At 47.7% G+C, this 17063-nt stretch carries 18 protein-coding genes and 1 other annotated feature; of the genes, 16 read left to right on the top strand and 2 right to left on the bottom strand.

The genetic code is table 11. From position 1 onward, the window contains the following. Window positions 1-130 precede the first annotated feature (130 nt). Together NKT06_RS22655 and NKT06_RS22650 are read right to left on the bottom strand one after the other, a co-directional pair. Complete coding sequence (locus NKT06_RS22655; RefSeq protein ID WP_253439480.1) at window positions 131-454, bottom strand: hypothetical protein; 324 nt, start codon at window positions 452-454, stop codon at window positions 131-133. Between the two features lie 180 nt (window positions 455-634). Then, window positions 635-1708: a M42 family metallopeptidase gene (locus NKT06_RS22650; RefSeq protein WP_253439478.1), complete on the bottom strand. Its 1074-nt coding sequence runs from the start codon at window positions 1706-1708 to the stop codon at window positions 635-637. A 682-nt stretch (window positions 1709-2390) separates the two neighbouring features. On the opposite strand from NKT06_RS22650, the gene spoVAC reads away from it, so the two are divergent. The 16 genes from spoVAC (at window position 2391) to NKT06_RS22570 (ending at window position 16622) form a co-directional block, all read left to right on the top strand. After that, window positions 2391-2894, top strand: coding sequence for a stage V sporulation protein AC (gene spoVAC / locus NKT06_RS22645; RefSeq protein ID WP_442032469.1), 504 nt, complete (start codon window positions 2391-2393; stop codon window positions 2892-2894). Then, window positions 2891-3907 (top strand): stage V sporulation protein AD, encoded by a 1017-nt coding sequence (gene spoVAD / locus NKT06_RS22640; protein WP_253439476.1) that lies wholly within the window; start codon window positions 2891-2893, stop codon window positions 3905-3907. Before spoVAC ends, spoVAD begins: the two co-directional genes overlap by 4 nt. 5 nt (window positions 3908-3912) lie before the next feature. Further along, a complete protein-coding gene (gene spoVAE, locus NKT06_RS22635) occupies window positions 3913-4263 on the top strand; it encodes a stage V sporulation protein AE (protein ID WP_253439474.1) in 351 nt (116 codons plus the stop codon). 209 nt (window positions 4264-4472) lie between these two features. Further along, a complete protein-coding gene (locus NKT06_RS22630) occupies window positions 4473-5429 on the top strand; it encodes an AAA family ATPase (protein ID WP_253439472.1) in 957 nt (318 codons plus the stop codon). A 3-nt stretch (window positions 5430-5432) separates the two neighbouring features. Next, window positions 5433-6680, top strand: a complete 1248-nt coding sequence (locus NKT06_RS22625; protein WP_253439470.1) for a DUF58 domain-containing protein — start codon at window positions 5433-5435, stop codon at window positions 6678-6680. Continuing rightward, the gene (locus tag NKT06_RS22620; RefSeq protein ID WP_253439468.1) at window positions 6677-8890 is read left to right on the top strand and encodes a DUF4129 domain-containing transglutaminase family protein; all 2214 of its coding nucleotides are present in this window, start codon (window positions 6677-6679) and stop codon (window positions 8888-8890) included. Before NKT06_RS22625 ends, NKT06_RS22620 begins: the two co-directional genes overlap by 4 nt. A gap of 110 nt (window positions 8891-9000) precedes the next feature. Beyond that, window positions 9001-9528: a YqeG family HAD IIIA-type phosphatase gene (locus tag NKT06_RS22615; protein ID WP_036615148.1), complete on the top strand. Its 528-nt coding sequence runs from the start codon at window positions 9001-9003 to the stop codon at window positions 9526-9528. Further along, window positions 9525-10652 (top strand): ribosome biogenesis GTPase YqeH, encoded by a 1128-nt coding sequence (gene yqeH / locus NKT06_RS22610; RefSeq protein ID WP_017687184.1) that lies wholly within the window; start codon window positions 9525-9527, stop codon window positions 10650-10652. Before NKT06_RS22615 ends, yqeH begins: the two co-directional genes overlap by 4 nt. Before the next feature lie 42 nt (window positions 10653-10694). After that, window positions 10695-11564, top strand: a complete 870-nt coding sequence (gene aroE / locus NKT06_RS22605; protein WP_253439466.1) for a shikimate dehydrogenase — start codon at window positions 10695-10697, stop codon at window positions 11562-11564. 80 nt (window positions 11565-11644) lie between these two features. Then, a complete protein-coding gene (gene yhbY, locus NKT06_RS22600) occupies window positions 11645-11938 on the top strand; it encodes a ribosome assembly RNA-binding protein YhbY (RefSeq protein ID WP_017687186.1) in 294 nt (97 codons plus the stop codon). Window positions 11939-11953: 15 nt separating this feature from the next. After that, window positions 11954-12544 carry a nicotinate-nucleotide adenylyltransferase gene (locus NKT06_RS22595; protein ID WP_074095918.1) on the top strand — a complete coding sequence of 197 codons (591 nt, stop codon included), beginning with the start codon at window positions 11954-11956 and terminating at the stop codon, window positions 12542-12544. Further along, complete coding sequence (gene yqeK, locus NKT06_RS22590) at window positions 12528-13094, top strand: bis(5'-nucleosyl)-tetraphosphatase (symmetrical) YqeK (protein ID WP_253439464.1); 567 nt, start codon at window positions 12528-12530, stop codon at window positions 13092-13094. The genes NKT06_RS22595 and yqeK overlap by 17 nt, the downstream gene beginning before the upstream one ends. Before the next feature lie 200 nt (window positions 13095-13294). Beyond that, window positions 13295-13642, top strand: coding sequence for a ribosome silencing factor (gene rsfS, locus NKT06_RS22585; RefSeq protein ID WP_253439462.1), 348 nt, complete (start codon window positions 13295-13297; stop codon window positions 13640-13642). After that, window positions 13639-14544, top strand: coding sequence for a CvfB family protein (locus tag NKT06_RS22580; protein ID WP_253439460.1), 906 nt, complete (start codon window positions 13639-13641; stop codon window positions 14542-14544). The genes rsfS and NKT06_RS22580 overlap by 4 nt, the downstream gene beginning before the upstream one ends. 130 nt (window positions 14545-14674) lie before the next feature. Further along, window positions 14675-15445: a class I SAM-dependent DNA methyltransferase gene (locus tag NKT06_RS22575; RefSeq protein ID WP_253439458.1), complete on the top strand. Its 771-nt coding sequence runs from the start codon at window positions 14675-14677 to the stop codon at window positions 15443-15445. 220 nt (window positions 15446-15665) lie between these two features. Next, window positions 15666-16622 carry a phosphotransferase family protein gene (locus NKT06_RS22570; protein WP_253439456.1) on the top strand — a complete coding sequence of 319 codons (957 nt, stop codon included), beginning with the start codon at window positions 15666-15668 and terminating at the stop codon, window positions 16620-16622. 112 nt (window positions 16623-16734) lie between these two features. Further along, window positions 16735-17005, top strand: a binding site (T-box leader). Window positions 17006-17063 lie beyond the last annotated feature (58 nt).

Below are 17063 nucleotides of genomic sequence, written 5' to 3'. Positions count from 1 at the left end.
GTGTACCGCTAAGTGTATCGATGTCAGTAGAACCAAATACAAATAAAACAACAAGAATAAGCACAATTAACAGTTCCGCAAACCCGGTTCCGTCAAACTCGGACATGATGTCCACCCCATTTCTTGGCTATTAGGAATTGATCCTCTGTTGAAATGCCTGTATAACATCATTCAGCGTCATATCGCCGCCAGTTTCATCCAGGAATTGTACCAGTTTGTCTGAATTGGAGGGTGTGACCTTTTGAAGTGTTTTATATTGACCAACCAATTCTACAATCAATGTAGCCTCACGAAACAACGTGACAGCATCCACTCTCAACTTTCCGCTCACCAATAACGCTGCTACAATCAGTTCGAGATTTTTCCCTTTGAGGCTTCCGTTAAGGAGGGTATTAGCAGCGTTTGGTTTTTTGTTAGAACCTTTATTTGATTTTCCGTTCCTTCCCACTGCCATAACAGATCCCCCACTGGTTGGTGTTTGGTTATTGATCTTTCATTATCTTATATCTTATGTGGCAGTCTCCATAATGTTCGACCTATTAATCTAGTTGATTAAACCAAAAAAAGAGACATCCCGGTCTGACGGGACATCTCTTTCAGGCATAAATATTTAAGGATTTTCCATTTAACCAAACTACGCATTATCAATAATGGTATTCATCGTTGTCCGATCAAGACCTTTAACCAGTTTAACAATCAGTTCTTTGGCTGCATCGTAGTCATCCGTATGAATGATGGAAGAAGAGGTATGGATATAACGTGCACAAATACCAATAACTGTTGATGGTACACCAATACCGCTCAGGTGAACTTGACCTGCATCAGTACCACCTGGTGAGATGAAATACTGCATTTTAATCTGATTGGATGAAGCCGTATCTTGAACATATTCCACCATTCCGCGATGAGTGAACATACCCGGGTCAAAAATACGAAGTAATGCTCCTTCTCCGATATGTCCAAATGACTGTTTGTCACCTGTCATATCATTCGCTGCGCTACAGTCAAGTGCGAAGAAGATATCAGGCTGAATCAGATTGGCCGCCGTGCGTGCACCGCGAAGCCCCAGTTCTTCCTGAACTGTTGCACCAGCATAAAGTGTGTTAGGCAGTTTTTCCTTATGCAGTGCTTCAACCAATTCAAGTGCAAGACCTACGCCGTAACGATTATCCCACGCTTTGGCCATAATTTTTTTCGGGTTCGCCATCGGCGTGAACTCACAGACTGGCACAATCTGCATCCCTGGATGAATGCCCCAGGATTCTGCTTCGGCACGGTTGTCTGCTCCAATATCGAGATACATGGAATTCAGATCAACAGGTTTGTTCCGCTGAGACTCGTCCAGCAAGTGTGTAGGTGTAGAACCTACAACTCCGGTAATCCGACGATCAGGTGTGATGATTTCCAATCGTTGAGAAAGTACAGCCTGACTCCACCATCCACCCAGTGGACGGAATTTGATCATACCTGTTTCGGTAATGCCCGTAGTCATAAAACCAACTTCGTCAAAGTGTCCGGCTACCATAACTTTAGGACCGGATTCCTCTCCCCGTAATACACCAAATAGACTCCCCAGGCGATCCTGGACGAACTCATCCGTATAAGCGGAAAGCTGCTCTTTCATCCAGCCGCGAAGCTCACGTTCAAAACCGGATGCGGAGGGAAACTCCGTCAAAGTGCGAAACATTTCCATCGTTTTTTCATTCATGTGTCAACAACTCCTCTGTTGGTATGTATTTCAGGTCACAGTAGAACGGCTACCTGCCTGTTGTCCTTTTAGATGTAGTTCAAAAAGTCGACTATCTTCATCTCAACTTCTTGGTACTGAAAACCAGACTTTTTGAACACGTACATTAATATGTTGAGGACTTGTTATTTAACCACTGGTCACATTACAGTATGAACCTTGCGCAAGTGATTGTCCATGTTTATGTCACGTATTTAAGGCATATTTTGGACGCTTGCCTTATCCATGTTTCATGACTTTATCCGCTGTAGCCGCAGTCCCGATGCTAGTTCAATGAATATGAATATACAGAGGAGATGTCATCATTTTATGAAGTTTTTTGTACTCCATATTTCCTTGTCTTCACACAGGAAGGAGCTAAATATCAAATGAAGCCTCCAGAAGAGGGCACGGAAAAAGTACTGTTCATCGTTCTTTTTATCTTGCTCGTGATTGTTCTTCTTTATTTATAGAACGTATCTATGAGCCCGCAGATCCGGCGTATTCCTAACCTGTTTCCACCGTATGACGTTGTTGGAAACATATGCTGTTCGTCGCCGGATACATAACCTTCCGAGGATTAACAAACAATGAATATAGGATTACACTCATTGGCATTCAGCCGTAGCTTTGAACCATTTTGACATAGAGGAGGTCTTGTATCTTGCCAGCTCAATCTGCATCCGGAAGCGAAAAGAAATCGTCGTCCCTGTCCATGGATGAAAAGGAATACAAAAAAGTTGCAAAAAAACATGAGCCGCCTCGTCCAATCCTGAAGAACTGCCTCAAGGCATTTTTGGTAGGAGGTACCGTCTGCTTGATTGGACAGGCCATTCAAGAGGCTTTCATGGCCGGTTTCGACATGACATCGAAGGAAGCTTCCAATCCTACGGTGGCGGTCTTGATTCTCATATCGGTTATTCTGACTTGTCTTGGCGTATACGATAAAATGGCTCAATGGGCAGGAGCAGGAACGGCTGTGCCGGTAACCGGATTTGCCAATTCCATGTGCTCTGCTGCACTTGAACATCGTGCTGAAGGGCTGGTACTTGGTGTTGGGGCCAACATGTTTAAACTTGCTGGTTCCGTTATCGTATTCGGTGTCGTGGCAGCCTTTATTGTAGGCATCGTGTACGCCTTTTTGGGATTTGGAGGTGGGCACCTGTGAAGCGATTGGGTCGCCAAACGTGGCAATTTGAGAATCGTCCGCGAATTATCGGCAGGGCGGCAGTTGTAGGACCTGATGAGGGCAAGGGTCCCTTGTCATCTGATTTTGATTACATCTATGACAACCTTGAGATCGGCGAGAAGACGTGGGAGAAGGCAGAACGCAAACTGCTCGAACAGGCCTCCCAGCTAGCTTTGATTAATGCAAATATTACCAAGGAAGAGCTTCACTTTTTTGTGGGTGGAGACCTGATGAATCAGATTATCAGCAGTTCCTTCTCCGCGAGAAAATTGGGTGTGCCTTACCTTGGTGTCTTTGGAGCCTGTTCAACTTCTATGGAAACGTTGGCGCTGGCGTCCATGATTGTAGACTCGGGAGCTGGCGATTATGTCCTTGCAGGTACGGTTAGTCACAACTGCACGGTTGAGAAACAATTTCGTTATCCGACGGAGTATGGCTCTCAGAAGCCGCCTTATGCGCAATATACCGTTACGGGTTCAGGGTGTGGTGTGGTGTCCCGTACAGGTGATGGTCCAGTAGTTACCAAGGCCACCATTGGACGAATCATGGATTTGGGAATCAAAGATCCCTTCAACATGGGTTCAGCGATGGCACCGGCAGCAGCCGACACCCTGATCTCTCATTTCAGGGATACGGGGCTGGAGCCTGGCTATTACGATCTCATTGTGACCGGGGATCTGGCTTCCGTCGGTTTGCCAATTACGAAAGAACTTCTGCAAAAAGAAGGCCTTCCCATGGAACAGACGGTATTCAATGATTGCGGCCTGATGATCTATGATCGGGAGAAACAGCCTTATGTGGTTGCCGGGGGAAGTGGCTGCGGGTGTTCTGCCACGGTAACCTACGGTCACATTTTAAATCGGATGCAGAAGGGTGAACTCAAACGGGTGCTCGTTGTTGCTACTGGAGCGCTCTTGTCTCCGCTCTCGTACCAGCAGGGTGAAACTATTCCCTGTATCGCACATGCCGTAGCTATAGAAAAGGAGGGATAAATGAGATGCAATTCTTGTGGGCATTTATCGTTGGTGGTTTGATCTGTGTTGTAGGACAGCTTCTAATGGATAGTGTCAAGCTTACACCGGCACATACCATGAGTACACTTGTTGTGGCAGGGGCGGTTGCGGATGCACTCGGTCTCTATGATCCATTGGTCAAGTTTGCAGGTGCAGGTGCTTCCGTGCCCATCACAAGTTTCGGTAACTCTTTGGTGCATGGAGCATTGACTGAACTTGAGAAAGAGGGATGGATTGGAGTTATAACCGGGATCTTTGATCTGACAGCGGCGGGAATATCGTCAGCGATCATCTTTTCTTTTCTCGCGGCATTGGTGGTTCGTCCAAAAGGCTAACATCATATGGCAAATTCATTTGAACATAATTTTGATTCAAAAAAGGCTTCGGATTACTTCTATCCGGGCCTTTTTTGTCGTATTCATGCGTGAACTGCGGTGAATCTGACGGGTTGGAAACAAATTGTGAGTTCCTTCGAGTGTACTCACGCCCGTGGATCATGTACAATAAAAGGAAATCTGTATGCTTTTTTAGGAGGTTAGACCACATGCCTGTGCGCAAAGAGTCGATCCAAATCATATCCGCAGTTCGTTCGAATCTGGAATCCTGCATTATGGGGAAATCCTTTGAAATTCAACTTTTACTTACAGCTTTGCTTGCAGGCGGGCACGTTCTGATTGAAGACGTACCAGGAACTGGCAAAACGCAGTTGATCAAGGCATTATCGAAATCCATGCGCGGAGAGTACCGACGCATTCAATGTAATCCTGATATTTTACCCAGTGATATTACGGGCGTATCCGTGTTCCACCCGAAGGATGAACGTTTTTATTTCCGTCCAGGTCCCGTGATGACCAACATCTTGCTGGCTGATGAGATTAACCGGGCCACAACGAAAACTCAGTCGGCATTGCTTGAAGTCATGGAGGAGCGCAGTGTAACCGTTGATGGCGATACGTATGATCTGCCACATCCGTTCATGCTCTGTGCAACTCAGAATCCGATTGATTTTGAAGGCACATACACATTGCCGGAAGCGCAATTAGACCGGTTTATGTTGAAAATAAGCCTTGGTTATCCGGATAAAGAGATTGAGAAAACCCTGCTGAAAACGCATCAGTCGGGTCAACCTGTGGATCGTCTCGAATCCGTAACCCATATGGACCAGATCTCGGCAATCCAGCAGGAGATCAAGGAAGTCTTTATCGGTGATCCGGTCATGGACTATCTGTTGGATGTTGTTCGCCAAACCCGCTCCCACCCATCTGTATTGCTGGGTGCCAGCCCACGGGCAGCCATATCCTTCATGATGGCGGTAAAAGCCTTTGCTTTCTTACAGGAACGTGATTATGTGCTCCCGGATGATGTGAAGACGATGGCCCCTTATGTGATCTCTCATCGTATTGTGCTTCGTCCCGAATCGAGACTGGACAGTATGAGTTCCGAAGCTGTTCTGAATGCCGTACTGCAGCAAGTGCGCGTGCCCGTCTCCATGGGGCAATAGTTCATGAAGCCGCTTTTGAGTACAGTCAATAAAGGGCTGCGCCACCCACGCGTATGGAGCATCGCAATGGTGTGGATGTGCTGCCTGGCTTATGTTTTGTTTCAGGGCGGGAAGACATCTCTTATGTTACTTTCGATGGTGACCCTGCTCTGTGTGTATCTTGCTATTGCTGGATTCAGCGGAGTACGACGTGCTCAGGGAGTGCGTAGGCTATCTTCTGGTCCGGACCATGAAGAACTGCTTCATGCAGGTGATCAGGTTCAAGTACAGTTGAGTCTGACCATTCCGGGATTCCTCCCGCTTCCCTATGTTGTTGTACGTGAAATGCTGCATCGGCATAATGGAGAATCGTGGTCGTTCAAGGAAAGTTTGATTCCCAATATGCGAGGTAATGGCGAGTTGTCATTTCAGACACCGCCACTTGAGCGGGGAAAGTATGTTTTTTCAGAAACGGAATGTGCGAGCGAGGACATATTTGGGCTGATTGAACATCGAGGAAAGTTTAAGGCCAAAGGTGAGTTTCGCGTACTGCCAAGAACGGTATTTATTCCCTATTGGCAGCTCTACGATCGCAAATCACGGTTATCCGGTCCTCAGACGGCGTTAACCCGTTCACGGAGAGAGACCACTCAGATCAATGGTGTGCGTGACTACGTTTACGGAGATCGACTTTCCCGCATTCACTGGAATGCAACGGCAAAGACAGGGAACTGGAAGTCCAAGGAGTTTGAACATGAGTCTGTGCCCAAAACCATTCTGGTTCTGGATGCGCTGGCATCAAGTTATGAACATGGGGATGCATTTGAAATTGCCGTGTCCACGGCTGCCTCTCTGCTCGAGTATGGTGCCAGGGAACGAATGGGAATGGGATTGTTGACATTGTCAGACGAAACCTCCTACATGGCCCCCAGTGAAAGTCAGCTGGAACGACAGAAGATGATGCATCATTTGGTAGACATTCAATACAACGGTCAGGATACTCATCTGCTGCCTGGCGTGGAAAAAATCGCACGTCAATTGCCTCAGGGAGCTTACTTTGTTGTGATTTCTCCCCAAAAGGATGAAAAAATATTGGAACTGTTGCGCTGGGCCGATACGCGGGGCATGACGCCATGCCATATTCTGATGGATACCAGTGAATCCCGCCGGAGTGCGGAGTGGAATGCCATGTTGCGTGGAAGAGGCACGAGGTCATTCACTGTTTCTCACTTGCAGGAACTTCCAACAGTGATGGGGGGAGGTTCTGTATGAGTACAAGAGGAAATGAAAGTGTTGCAGGCAAACGATCCTGGTATCATGCAGCATCATTGCTCTGGATTTTCCTAATTGGAATGCAGTGGATTTCATTTACGCAGGAATCGTGGTACACGGAGACCACTTCTCTGGTGTTATGGACACTTGCAGCGGTCAGTGTGCTTGAGGTCATTCTGCCCTTCAAAACGATGTATCGCGCGATGATCAAGGCGGTCGTCGTTGGTTACATTTTGCATAAAACGCTGATCGATTATACGGTGTACATCCCTTACGGTTCATTAACGGACCGAGCGGAGCAATTCATATTGCATATGACGCCCTATATCTGGTTCTCCCTGTGTGCATGGGTGATGCTTGAAGCTGCGCTTCGACTCGTGAACACAACACGTCGCATTCTTGTTTTTCTGGGTGTCAACATCATTTCGATGGGGATTCTCGATTCTTTCACCCAGATTCCACTCTGGATTGAAATCGCGTGGGTGATGTTTGCGGGGATGGGATGGCTCGTATGCCAACATTTCCGTAACTATCAGCTACAGTATCCACAAGGTTGGAAACGAATCATCCGATATCCTTATAAAGTCCTGGCCAATATTGCCATTATCTTTTCTTTGATTATTGTAGCCAGCGTCAATATGCCGGAGATTCCACCCACCTTGACGGACCCGTATACGGCGTGGCGTAATTATACCGGAACTTCCACAAGTCAGGCTGGTAACGGAAACCTTGATATTCCGTCCGCTACCGAATCGGGATACAGCAGGGAAGACAATCAGCTTGGTGGAGGATTCAACTTCGACTATACCCCTGTCATGTCTGTCACGACCAATGAGCGTAGTTACTGGCGTGGTGAGACACGTGCAGAGTATACAGGCACAGGCTGGGATGATCGTGGACGGGGTGCAACAGAGAATGTTGCAGCCGGACAGCCTCTGGAGAACGTTGAATCCGGAAATGTGAACACCAAACAAGTGACTCAGAACGTAACGATGCTGAATGACAATGTCTATCCGATTCTCTTTGGTGCTTATTCGATCTCGGAAGTGAGCTCGATTAATGGTGAGGACAGAACAGAACGGATGTTGTGGAATGCAGAACAGGCTGAACTACATGTGGTGACAGACCGTCAGCAACCGCAGTATCCGAAGACGTACACCATCGTCTCTGAAGCACCTGTGATTGTGGAAGATGAGCTTCGTACAAAGTCTTTTGAAGATCTGTATAACAGTAACCCCGCAGATGATATGTACTTGCAGTTACCCTCCCGTTTCCCTGACCGGGTTTCGAATCTGGCAGCCGAGATAACGGCTTCTGCTAATACTCCGTATGAAAAAGTGGCATTACTGCAAAACTATCTACAAACTAATTTTGAATACACGAACAATCCGGATTTATCTCGAAAAGTAAGCAGTGACTTTGTGGAAGGCTTCCTGTTTGATATTATGGAAGGCTACTGTGACTACTTCTCTACTGCACTGGTGATGATGGCGCGCTCGGAAGGCATTCCTGCAAGGTGGGTTAAAGGGTATGCGCCTGGACAACTGTCCCTGAATTCGGACATGCAGGCTCCGCGTCAACCTGGCGCGGAGATTGAGACGACCTACACCGTTACCAATGCAGATGCACACTCCTGGGCTGAGGTCTACTTCGGTGAATATGGCTGGATTCCTGTTGAAGCAACACCGGGCTTTGATATGCCGCTGCTTACGGAACAGCCTGATGTACAGCCAGTAGATGAGCCTGAAGAACAGCCAGAAGAGGAGCCGGTACAAGAGGAAGAGCAGACCCCTGCACCTGAGCAGACATCGTCTGCCATCCCGACTTTTGTCATCTGGGCTGCAGGAGCCATCATCGTATTGTGGGTAGCATACATGTTCTGGCGTAATCGCTTCTCCATGCGATTCTTCCTGCTTCGTCTACGGACAGGTGGACCGCTCACCCCTGAACAGAAGGTAGTGGCCGAGACCGAGCGTTGGATTCATTATGTGAAACGCAAAGGACTGACCCGGAGCGGAGACGAGACACTTCGTGAATCGGTAGCCCGCTGGAGCCAGGCCAAACCTGCTGCAGAAGCTACATTGCATGAGCTTCTCACGAAGTTTGAACAGACTCGCTATAGTCCGGCGTCCGTAAAAGCCGACGACTGGAAGGCCGTCTATCAGACTGCCTTGAAGCTGCGAAAAGAACTGAAAGCGGAACGGGCATAGTTGTTGCCCGTCCCGTTTTTCCTTTTTTCCTATGCCATCAGGCGCTGTATGCATTTTCAGGAAAGACGGATTTGTGATATAGTGTGTCGTATGAAACTGAGGTGACTTCTTTGTTTAAAATGTTAATGCCCAAGCTGCGTGTAGACACGGTTTTTGACATTAATCTGGAAGAGCTGTACGCTCAAGGCTACCGTGGAATTATAACTGATCTGGATAACACACTCGTTGGAGCCAAAGCCCCTGACGCTACGCCCGAACTGATTGAATGGTTTGCACGTGTGAAAGAGGCAGGTTTCAAGCTGATGATTGTGTCCAATAACAATTTGAATCGTGTATCCCTGTTTGCGACCCCGCTGGATATCCAGTTTGTGCATAGTGCACGCAAACCATCGAATGTACCGTTTCGTAGAGCAATGAAAATGATGGAGTTATCTCCTGAAAACACGATTGTAGTAGGCGATCAGATGCTTACGGACGTCTATGGAGGGAACCGAATGGGGTTATATACCGTTCTGGTACTGCCAATCTCCATTGGTGACGAAGGATTTATGACCCGCTTCAATCGGCGCGTGGAACGGATTGCTCTAACGAGTTTACGCAGGAAAGGCTTATGGCTTGAGGAGGAAAAGAAGAAATGACAGAACCGCATAACGGCAATCTTGCTGTAAGGTGCAGCGGATGCGGCGTGCATCTGCAAACAGAAAATTCGGAATTACCAGGGTTTATCCCCGAGAAGGCACTGGATCGTGAACCGGTTATATGCCAGCGCTGTTTCCGCATCAAAAACTACAATGAGTCATCATCCGTTACGGTGGATCAGGACGAATTCCTGGCGCTGCTTAGCAAAATCGGGGATAAGGATGCACTTGTCATCCATATCGTTGATTTGTTTGACTTTGATGGCAGTATTATCTCCGGTCTGCAACGTTTTGTAGGCAACAATCCGGTATTGCTTGCTGTGAACAAAACGGACTTGCTTCCGAAAGTAACCAACTGGAACAAGGTTCGCAACTGGGTACAGAAGCAAGCCAAAGAACAGGGTTTGCGTACCGTGGATGTCGTCTTGTGCAGTGCAAAGCAAAATCAGGGCTTCGACCGACTGCTTGAGCTTGTAGGAACGTATCGCGAAGATCGTGACGTGTACGTGGTTGGCGGTACCAATGTGGGTAAATCCACACTGATTAACCGTCTGATCCGTGATTACAGCGATCTGGAGCAGGAACTGACCACATCCCGTTATCCGGGAACAACGCTGGATATGGTGAACATTCCGTTGGATGATGGAAAATATATTATTGATACGCCTGGAATCGTGTATCCATGGCGTTTCAGCGAGATTGTCTCACGTAAGGATCTCGCCGCCATCATGCCGGAAAAACCGCTTAAACCGGCTGTGTATCAGTTGAATTCCGGTCAGACGCTGTTCTTTGGCGGCATGGCTCGATTTGACTTTGTGGAAGGTGATCGCCAGTCGTTCACTTGTTTTATCAGCACTGCGCTTGATATTCACCGGACGAAGCTGGAGCGTGCAGATGACCTGTACCGCGACCATCTGGGAGAATTGTTGTCTCCGCCAACCCGTGAGGATGCGGCAGAGATGGCTGAATGGACCAGACATGAATTCCGCATCAAACGCGGCAGTCAATCGGATGTATTCATCTCGGGTCTGGGCTGGATTAAGGTTAATGGCGATATTGGGGCGCTGGTTGCTGTTCATGCTCCAAAAGGCATTCGTGTACAGATCCGCCCATCCTTGATCTAGTAATCTCAGAACCTGTACATCAGATGGATCGGAGGCGGACCTATGTCTGGGCGGAACAAATTCAACTCTTCACTTCCCGTGTTGCTTGGCGTTATGGGTGATCCGATTGCTCACTCCAAGTCTCCGGCAATGCACAATGCGGCTCTGCAGGCTGCAGAAGTGAATGGAATGTATATGCCACTGCATGTTCATCCGGATCAACTGGAAGCAGCAGTTCGCGGAATTGTGGCACTTGGCTATCGTGGTGTCAATGTCACCATCCCGCACAAAGAGCAGGTCATGCAGTATCTGGATGTGATCGATGAAAGTGCTCGCCTGATTGGTGCGGTGAATACCATCGTCAATGAAGGTGGAACACTGACAGGGTACAATACGGATGGTATTGGCTATGTCCGATCCCTGAAGGAAGAAGCTGTAACTGAGCTTGCGGGCAAACGTATTGCTGTACTGGGAGCAGGTGGAGCAGCAAGAGGTGTCATATACGCACTTGCACTGGAGAAGCCTGAGCAGATCCACATTCTGAACCGTACCGCCGACAGGGCTATTGCACTTGCTTCGGATTTACGGGGCCATGGTCTGGGAGAAATCTCGGGCAGTGGCATGGAAGACGCTGCAAGGGTACTGGCTACGGCTGATATCGTTATTAATACAACGTCTGCCGGAATGCATCCGTATATTGATGACGTACCGGTCGACTCTTCATTGATTCGTGAAGGTGCAGCGGTAAGTGATCTGATCTACAATCCGCTGGAGACCCGTCTGCTTCGGGAGTCACGGATGCGTGGATGTACGGTGCACGGTGGTCTGGGTATGTTTGTATACCAGGGCGCAGTGGCCTTTGAACATTGGCTCGGCATTCCGGCTCCAGTGGAGACGATGAGACGTGCTGTACTAAACAGTTTTGAAGTGTGAAAATAATAATTGAATGGTCAGGTCCGGACAGTCCTTGAGCTGTCGAAGGGCCTGCTCAACATAAGGAGTATGGAGTATTCATGTTAAACGGTAAACAAAAGCGCTTTTTGCGGTCACAGGCACATCACCTGACCCCTGTATTTCAGATTGGTAAAGGTGGAACGAATGAACACCTGTTCCGTCACATCGAAGATGCGATTGAGAAGCGCGAATTGATGAAAGTGCAAGTGCTCAACAACAATGACGAGGACAGAAAAGAGATGGCCGAAGAAGTTGCCCGTGAAACGGGAAGTGAGCTTGTACAACTCATCGGTAACACAATCATCCTGTACAAAGAATCGCGTGATAACAAACAAATCGAACTACCTAGATAAGGGAGCGTGACGCGGGTGAAGATCGGCATCATGGGTGGTACGTTTGATCCGATCCACATGGGACACCTCCTGGCAGCTGAAGCGGCAAGGGATTCGCATGCACTGGATGAGATCTGGTTCATGCCTTCCCATGTTCCACCTCACAAACGCGGCGCCGGAGCTTCGGGACAGCAACGTCTCGATATGACGGAAGCGGCTGTGAAGGGTGTGCAGCAATATGAGGTGCTGGGCATCGAGATGGAACTTGGCGGAGTGTCTTATACCATTGATACGATGAAGGAACTGTGGCGTCGCCATCCTGAACATGAATTTTATTTCATTATCGGGGCGGATATGGTGAACTATCTTCCCAAATGGGAGCAGATTGAAGAACTTGCAGAACGCCTAACCTTTATCGGGGTTGGTCGGCCAGGCTTCCAGTTACATCTGGATGATCTACCAGACGAGTTACAGGACCGGGTCCTGCTGGCCGAGATGCCCTTGGTGGATATTTCATCGACAGCCGTACGCAGACGTCTTGCCAAAGGTCATTCGGTACGTTTCATGATTCCTGATGAGGTGCACCAATACATTGTAAGGAGCGGTTTATATGGGACTAAGCCGTGAGAAACTAATTCAAGCCGTATCCGGGCAAATGCCGGAGAAACGCTGGAAACATACACTTGGCGTGATGGAGTCGGCCGTGATGTTGGCTGAAAAATACGGTGCGGATCCTGTAAAAGCGGATCTGGCAGCGATATTGCATGATGTGGCGAAGTACTGGCCCGTAGCGGAGATGGAAGCGGTCATCCGCGATAACGGATTAAACCAGGAACTTCTGCAGCATGACAAACAGCTCTGGCATTCCGAAGTCGGTGCTTTTGTAGCCGAGCGCGATTACGGTGTAGAGGATTCCGAAGTTATTAATGCCATCCGGTGGCATACCTCGGGTCGGGTAGGCATGAGCCTGCTGGACAAAGTGGTATGTCTTGCCGATTACATTGAACCGGGACGAGATTTCCCGGGAGTGGATCACATTCGCGAACAGGCTGAACATAGTCTGGAGGAAGGGTTAATTGCCGGATTCGATTCGACGATCAGCTTGCTGATTTCGCAGCGACGTGTCATTTATCCTTTGACTATGCTGTCGCGGAATGACTTAATTGCACAATTATAGAGGTTGTTCAAAAAGTCCACTTTTGATTACGAAGGATGCCTAGCGGCATCATCAGCATCGAAGATGAAATTCAGCTGAAATGTCCGTTGCTCACGTAGTTTGCCTACGCTCCGCTACTCCATTTCTAGCTTTATTCCATCTTCTCGGTACTGAAAACTGATCTTTTTGAACACACAATTATAGATTATGGAGGTTGGTTCATGACAGTATCATCGAAAGAACTTATGAATATGGCGGTTGCTGCCGCTGACGACAAAAAGGCATCCAATATTGTAGCGTTGGATCTGATTAATGTTTCTCTGGTGGCAGATTATTTTGTTATTTGTCACGGGAATTCCGATACACAGGTACAGGCCATTGCCACTGAGATTCGCAAACAGGCTCATGCTGCCGGAGCGACGATCAAAGGTATCGAAGGTATGGATTCCGCACGTTGGGTACTGATGGACATGGGCGACGTTGTTGTTCATATCTTCCACCGCGACGAGCGTGAATACTACAACATTGAGCGTCTATGGTCTGATGCCAAAGTGGTGGAAATGGTATGAGTTTGATTGCTGGAACAGTCGTCTCTTTGCCGGTTTCACGTGAAGTGTCTCCGTTTGGTTTCTTTTTGACGACAGGATCGGAAGATGTACTGCTTCACTACACCGAGTTAACGCGGGATATTAAGATTGGCGAGACGCTTGAAGTATTTGTATTCTTTGATACGGAAGATCGTCTGGCCGTAACGATGAAGAAGCCTTATCTCATGCTTGGCGAAATGGCGCGACTGGTTGTGGCTGATGTTCACCCACGACTGGGCTGTTTCCTGGAAATGGGACTTGGACGGCAATTGCTGCTTCCTATTCGTGAATTGCCTGAACTGGAAGAACTGCGTCCTCAAGTGGGGGACGAAGTCTTTGTAATCATGGAACATGATAAGCAGGGACGTCTGCGTGCCAAATTGGCCGGGGAACGTGAACTTTCACCCTTGGCTTTCCATGCGCCAACTTCTTGGTTGAACGAATGGGTTGAGGCTCTGGTGTACAAGCCACTGCAGATGGGTACTTTTGTACTTGTAGAGGGCGGTGTACTTGGCTTTGGCGCGATTGGCATGATTCATTCATCTGAACGCAGTCACATGTTGCGTCTTGGCGAAAAAGTGAAATGTCGGGTGACACTGGTACGTGAAGATGGACGTGTGAATCTGGCCATGACTCAACTTAAACAAGTTGGACGTAACGAAGATGCAGACAAGCTTCTCGCCTTTATGAAAGAGCGTCCTATGGGCGGCATGCCTTACTCGGATGCAACTCCGCCGGATATCATCAAGCAGCGCTTTGGCATCAGTAAGTCTGCGTTCAAGCGTGCCTTGGGCAAATTGATGAAGGACGGATTGGTGGTCCAAAAGGAAAGCTGGACGTATCTGTCCGAATCTGCTCCTGCGGATCAAAGTGAAAACAAGTAATCTTCTTGATTAAATAGTTGTGATATGGAACTCGGATAAGGCAGGGATAGGCTGGGTAAACACCGGATGCCCTGCTTTTTCTTTTGTTAGCTCAGGATTGGAAAATGAAATTGAAAGTGCGGTGCCTGACATGTCTTACCGGAAATTTGCCTATGTGTATGATGAATTAATGGAAGATATGCCTTATCCGGACTGGATAAGGTTTGCAAGAACAGCATGGGAAAAACATGGAATGCCCAAAAGTGTCGCTGAACTTGGCTGTGGAACGGGCTCTATTACAATCCCGCTCGTGAACTCCGGTTTCGAAGTTACGGGCATTGACCTGTCAGCAGATATGCTGTCGGTTGCACGCAGCAAGATGGAGGCAACGCCTCAGGGTCATCGCTTGTATCGGGAAGGCAGCGTACGTTGGGTGCAGCAGGATATGCGAGACTGGCGAGTTCCGGAACCTGTGGATTCGGTGATATCATTCTGTGATTGCGTCAATTATCTGCTCGAACAAGAAGATGTTGTTCGAACCTTCCAGCGGACATATGAGATGCTGAAGCCTGATGGAACGTTTTTGTTTGATGTGCATCATCCCAATACGCTTATCCGTTATGATGAGGAGCAGCCTTTTGTGCTGGATGAGCGCTCCGTATCTTATATTTGGACTTGTGATTTGGACCAGGATCGCTGTGAGATTGAACATCATCTCAGTATTTTTTCGCGTGTGGATGATGGCAGCAAGGATATGTACCAGCGCTTTGAAGAAGTTCATGTCCAGCGTGCATATAACCCAGACTGGATGAAGCTGGAGTTATCCAAGGCAGGCTTTAGAGATGTGAAGGTATATGCGGATTTTGAATGGAAAGAGGCCGGAGACAGCGCACAGCGCTTGTTCTACGTTGCTGTGAAATAAGAGCGAATCACGAGAACTGTCCTTATGTTTGGTACATAAGGGCGGTTTTTTTGTTTAATTTTCCATAAAATGATGGACATGTTTCTGTAACCTGGCAAAGAAATGCTAGGAAAGACTCAATAGCGTGACAAAAAGTATTGCCAGCTGAAGTAGAGGAGGCGATAATAGTCGGATAGAAAGCGTTTTCTATGGAAACCAATAGTCGAGGTGAGGTGTAGAAGTGGAAAGTACATATAAAACAAGACTTACGTCAGAACAACTAAATGCCATAATAGAGCAGAATCTCTCTGCAAAAATACAGGGCTACAAGGAAATGGTGGATGGCTGGGCCAATCATGCATATCTCATTACACTCAGTGACGCACAGCGAGTGGTACTCAAAATTGCCCCTTCAGCTTCGACAAATCTGATGCGCTGTGAACAGGACCTGATGATTGCCGAGGTTGAGGCACTGCGTCTCATAAGCGAGCTGCAGGATGTTCCCGTACCCAAAGTTCTGGTTTATGATGATTCGTTAACCATGGCTTCAGCGCGGTATTTTATCATGGAGTACATGTCTGGAACACCCTACAATCAGGTCAAGGATCAGTATTCTGCGGAAGAGCAGGAAGCCGTTGAACAACAACTGGGGCGTTACAATCGTCGAATTAATGAAATCAAGGGTGAGAAGTTCGGATATTTCTCGGAGCAAAAACAGCGTTATTCCACTTGGAAAGAAGCATTTATGAATCTGATGGATGACATTCTTGCCGATGGGGAAGAAGCCGGGATTACATTTTCGATGGATTATCCTGAATTGAGACGCTTGATTGAGGAGAAATCGGATGTGCTGGACGATGTAAAAGAACCTGTGCTTGTAAGTTGGGATCTGTGGGATGGCAATGTTCTAGTAGACAAAGGTCGCATCACAGCGATTATTGATTTTGAACGTTCACTGTGGGCAGACCCTCTGATGGAGCACTATTTCAGTCATTTTAACTATACACCCGGTTTTGTGAAAGGGTATGGGCATGCGATTACAACTGAAAGTGAGCTAAAAAGAAGAAGTCTGTATGACTTGTACTTTGATCTGGTGCTGCGCATTGAGTGCGCTTATCGTCAATATGATCATCAGGAACATGTGAATTGGACCATTCATAACCTGGAGGAAGGCATTGAGCGTTTTCGGTTATCCTGAACAGCAACCAGCGTTATGAAGGGTACCAACCCGTGAGCTTTAAGATGGCGAGTATAACATGTAATATTGACTTTGGGCTTGCTTTTTTATATAATGGTCCCGATATTGTATACATATTTCGATGATAAGGATTAGTAGTAATTTCTGTACATCACAGAGAGCCGGCGGTTGGTGCAAGCCGGTTGACAGTAAATTGTGAACTCGCCTTGGAGAAATGCGGTGATTACACCATTTTTGTTTAACCTGCTGAGTAGAAGCTGGAATTCAGGAATGGAAATCCGCATCGGTTAACCGCCGTTACAGGTCCAAAGGGAGTGGATGACGAAGCACGTTCGTCCGCTAACTAGGGTGGTACCACGGGAATTCAACCTCTCGTCCCTAGCGCTGCAAACGCTACGGGATGCTGAGGTTTTTTTGTTGCAATTAAAGCTAAGCGAGTAA

This window comes from Paenibacillus sp. 1781tsa1, from assembly GCF_024159265.1.
In the GTDB taxonomy this organism is placed as follows: Bacteria; Bacillota; Bacilli; order Paenibacillales; family Paenibacillaceae; genus Paenibacillus.
Note: the sequence above shows the minus strand (reverse complement) of the source record. Positions and strands in the feature narration are given on the sequence as shown.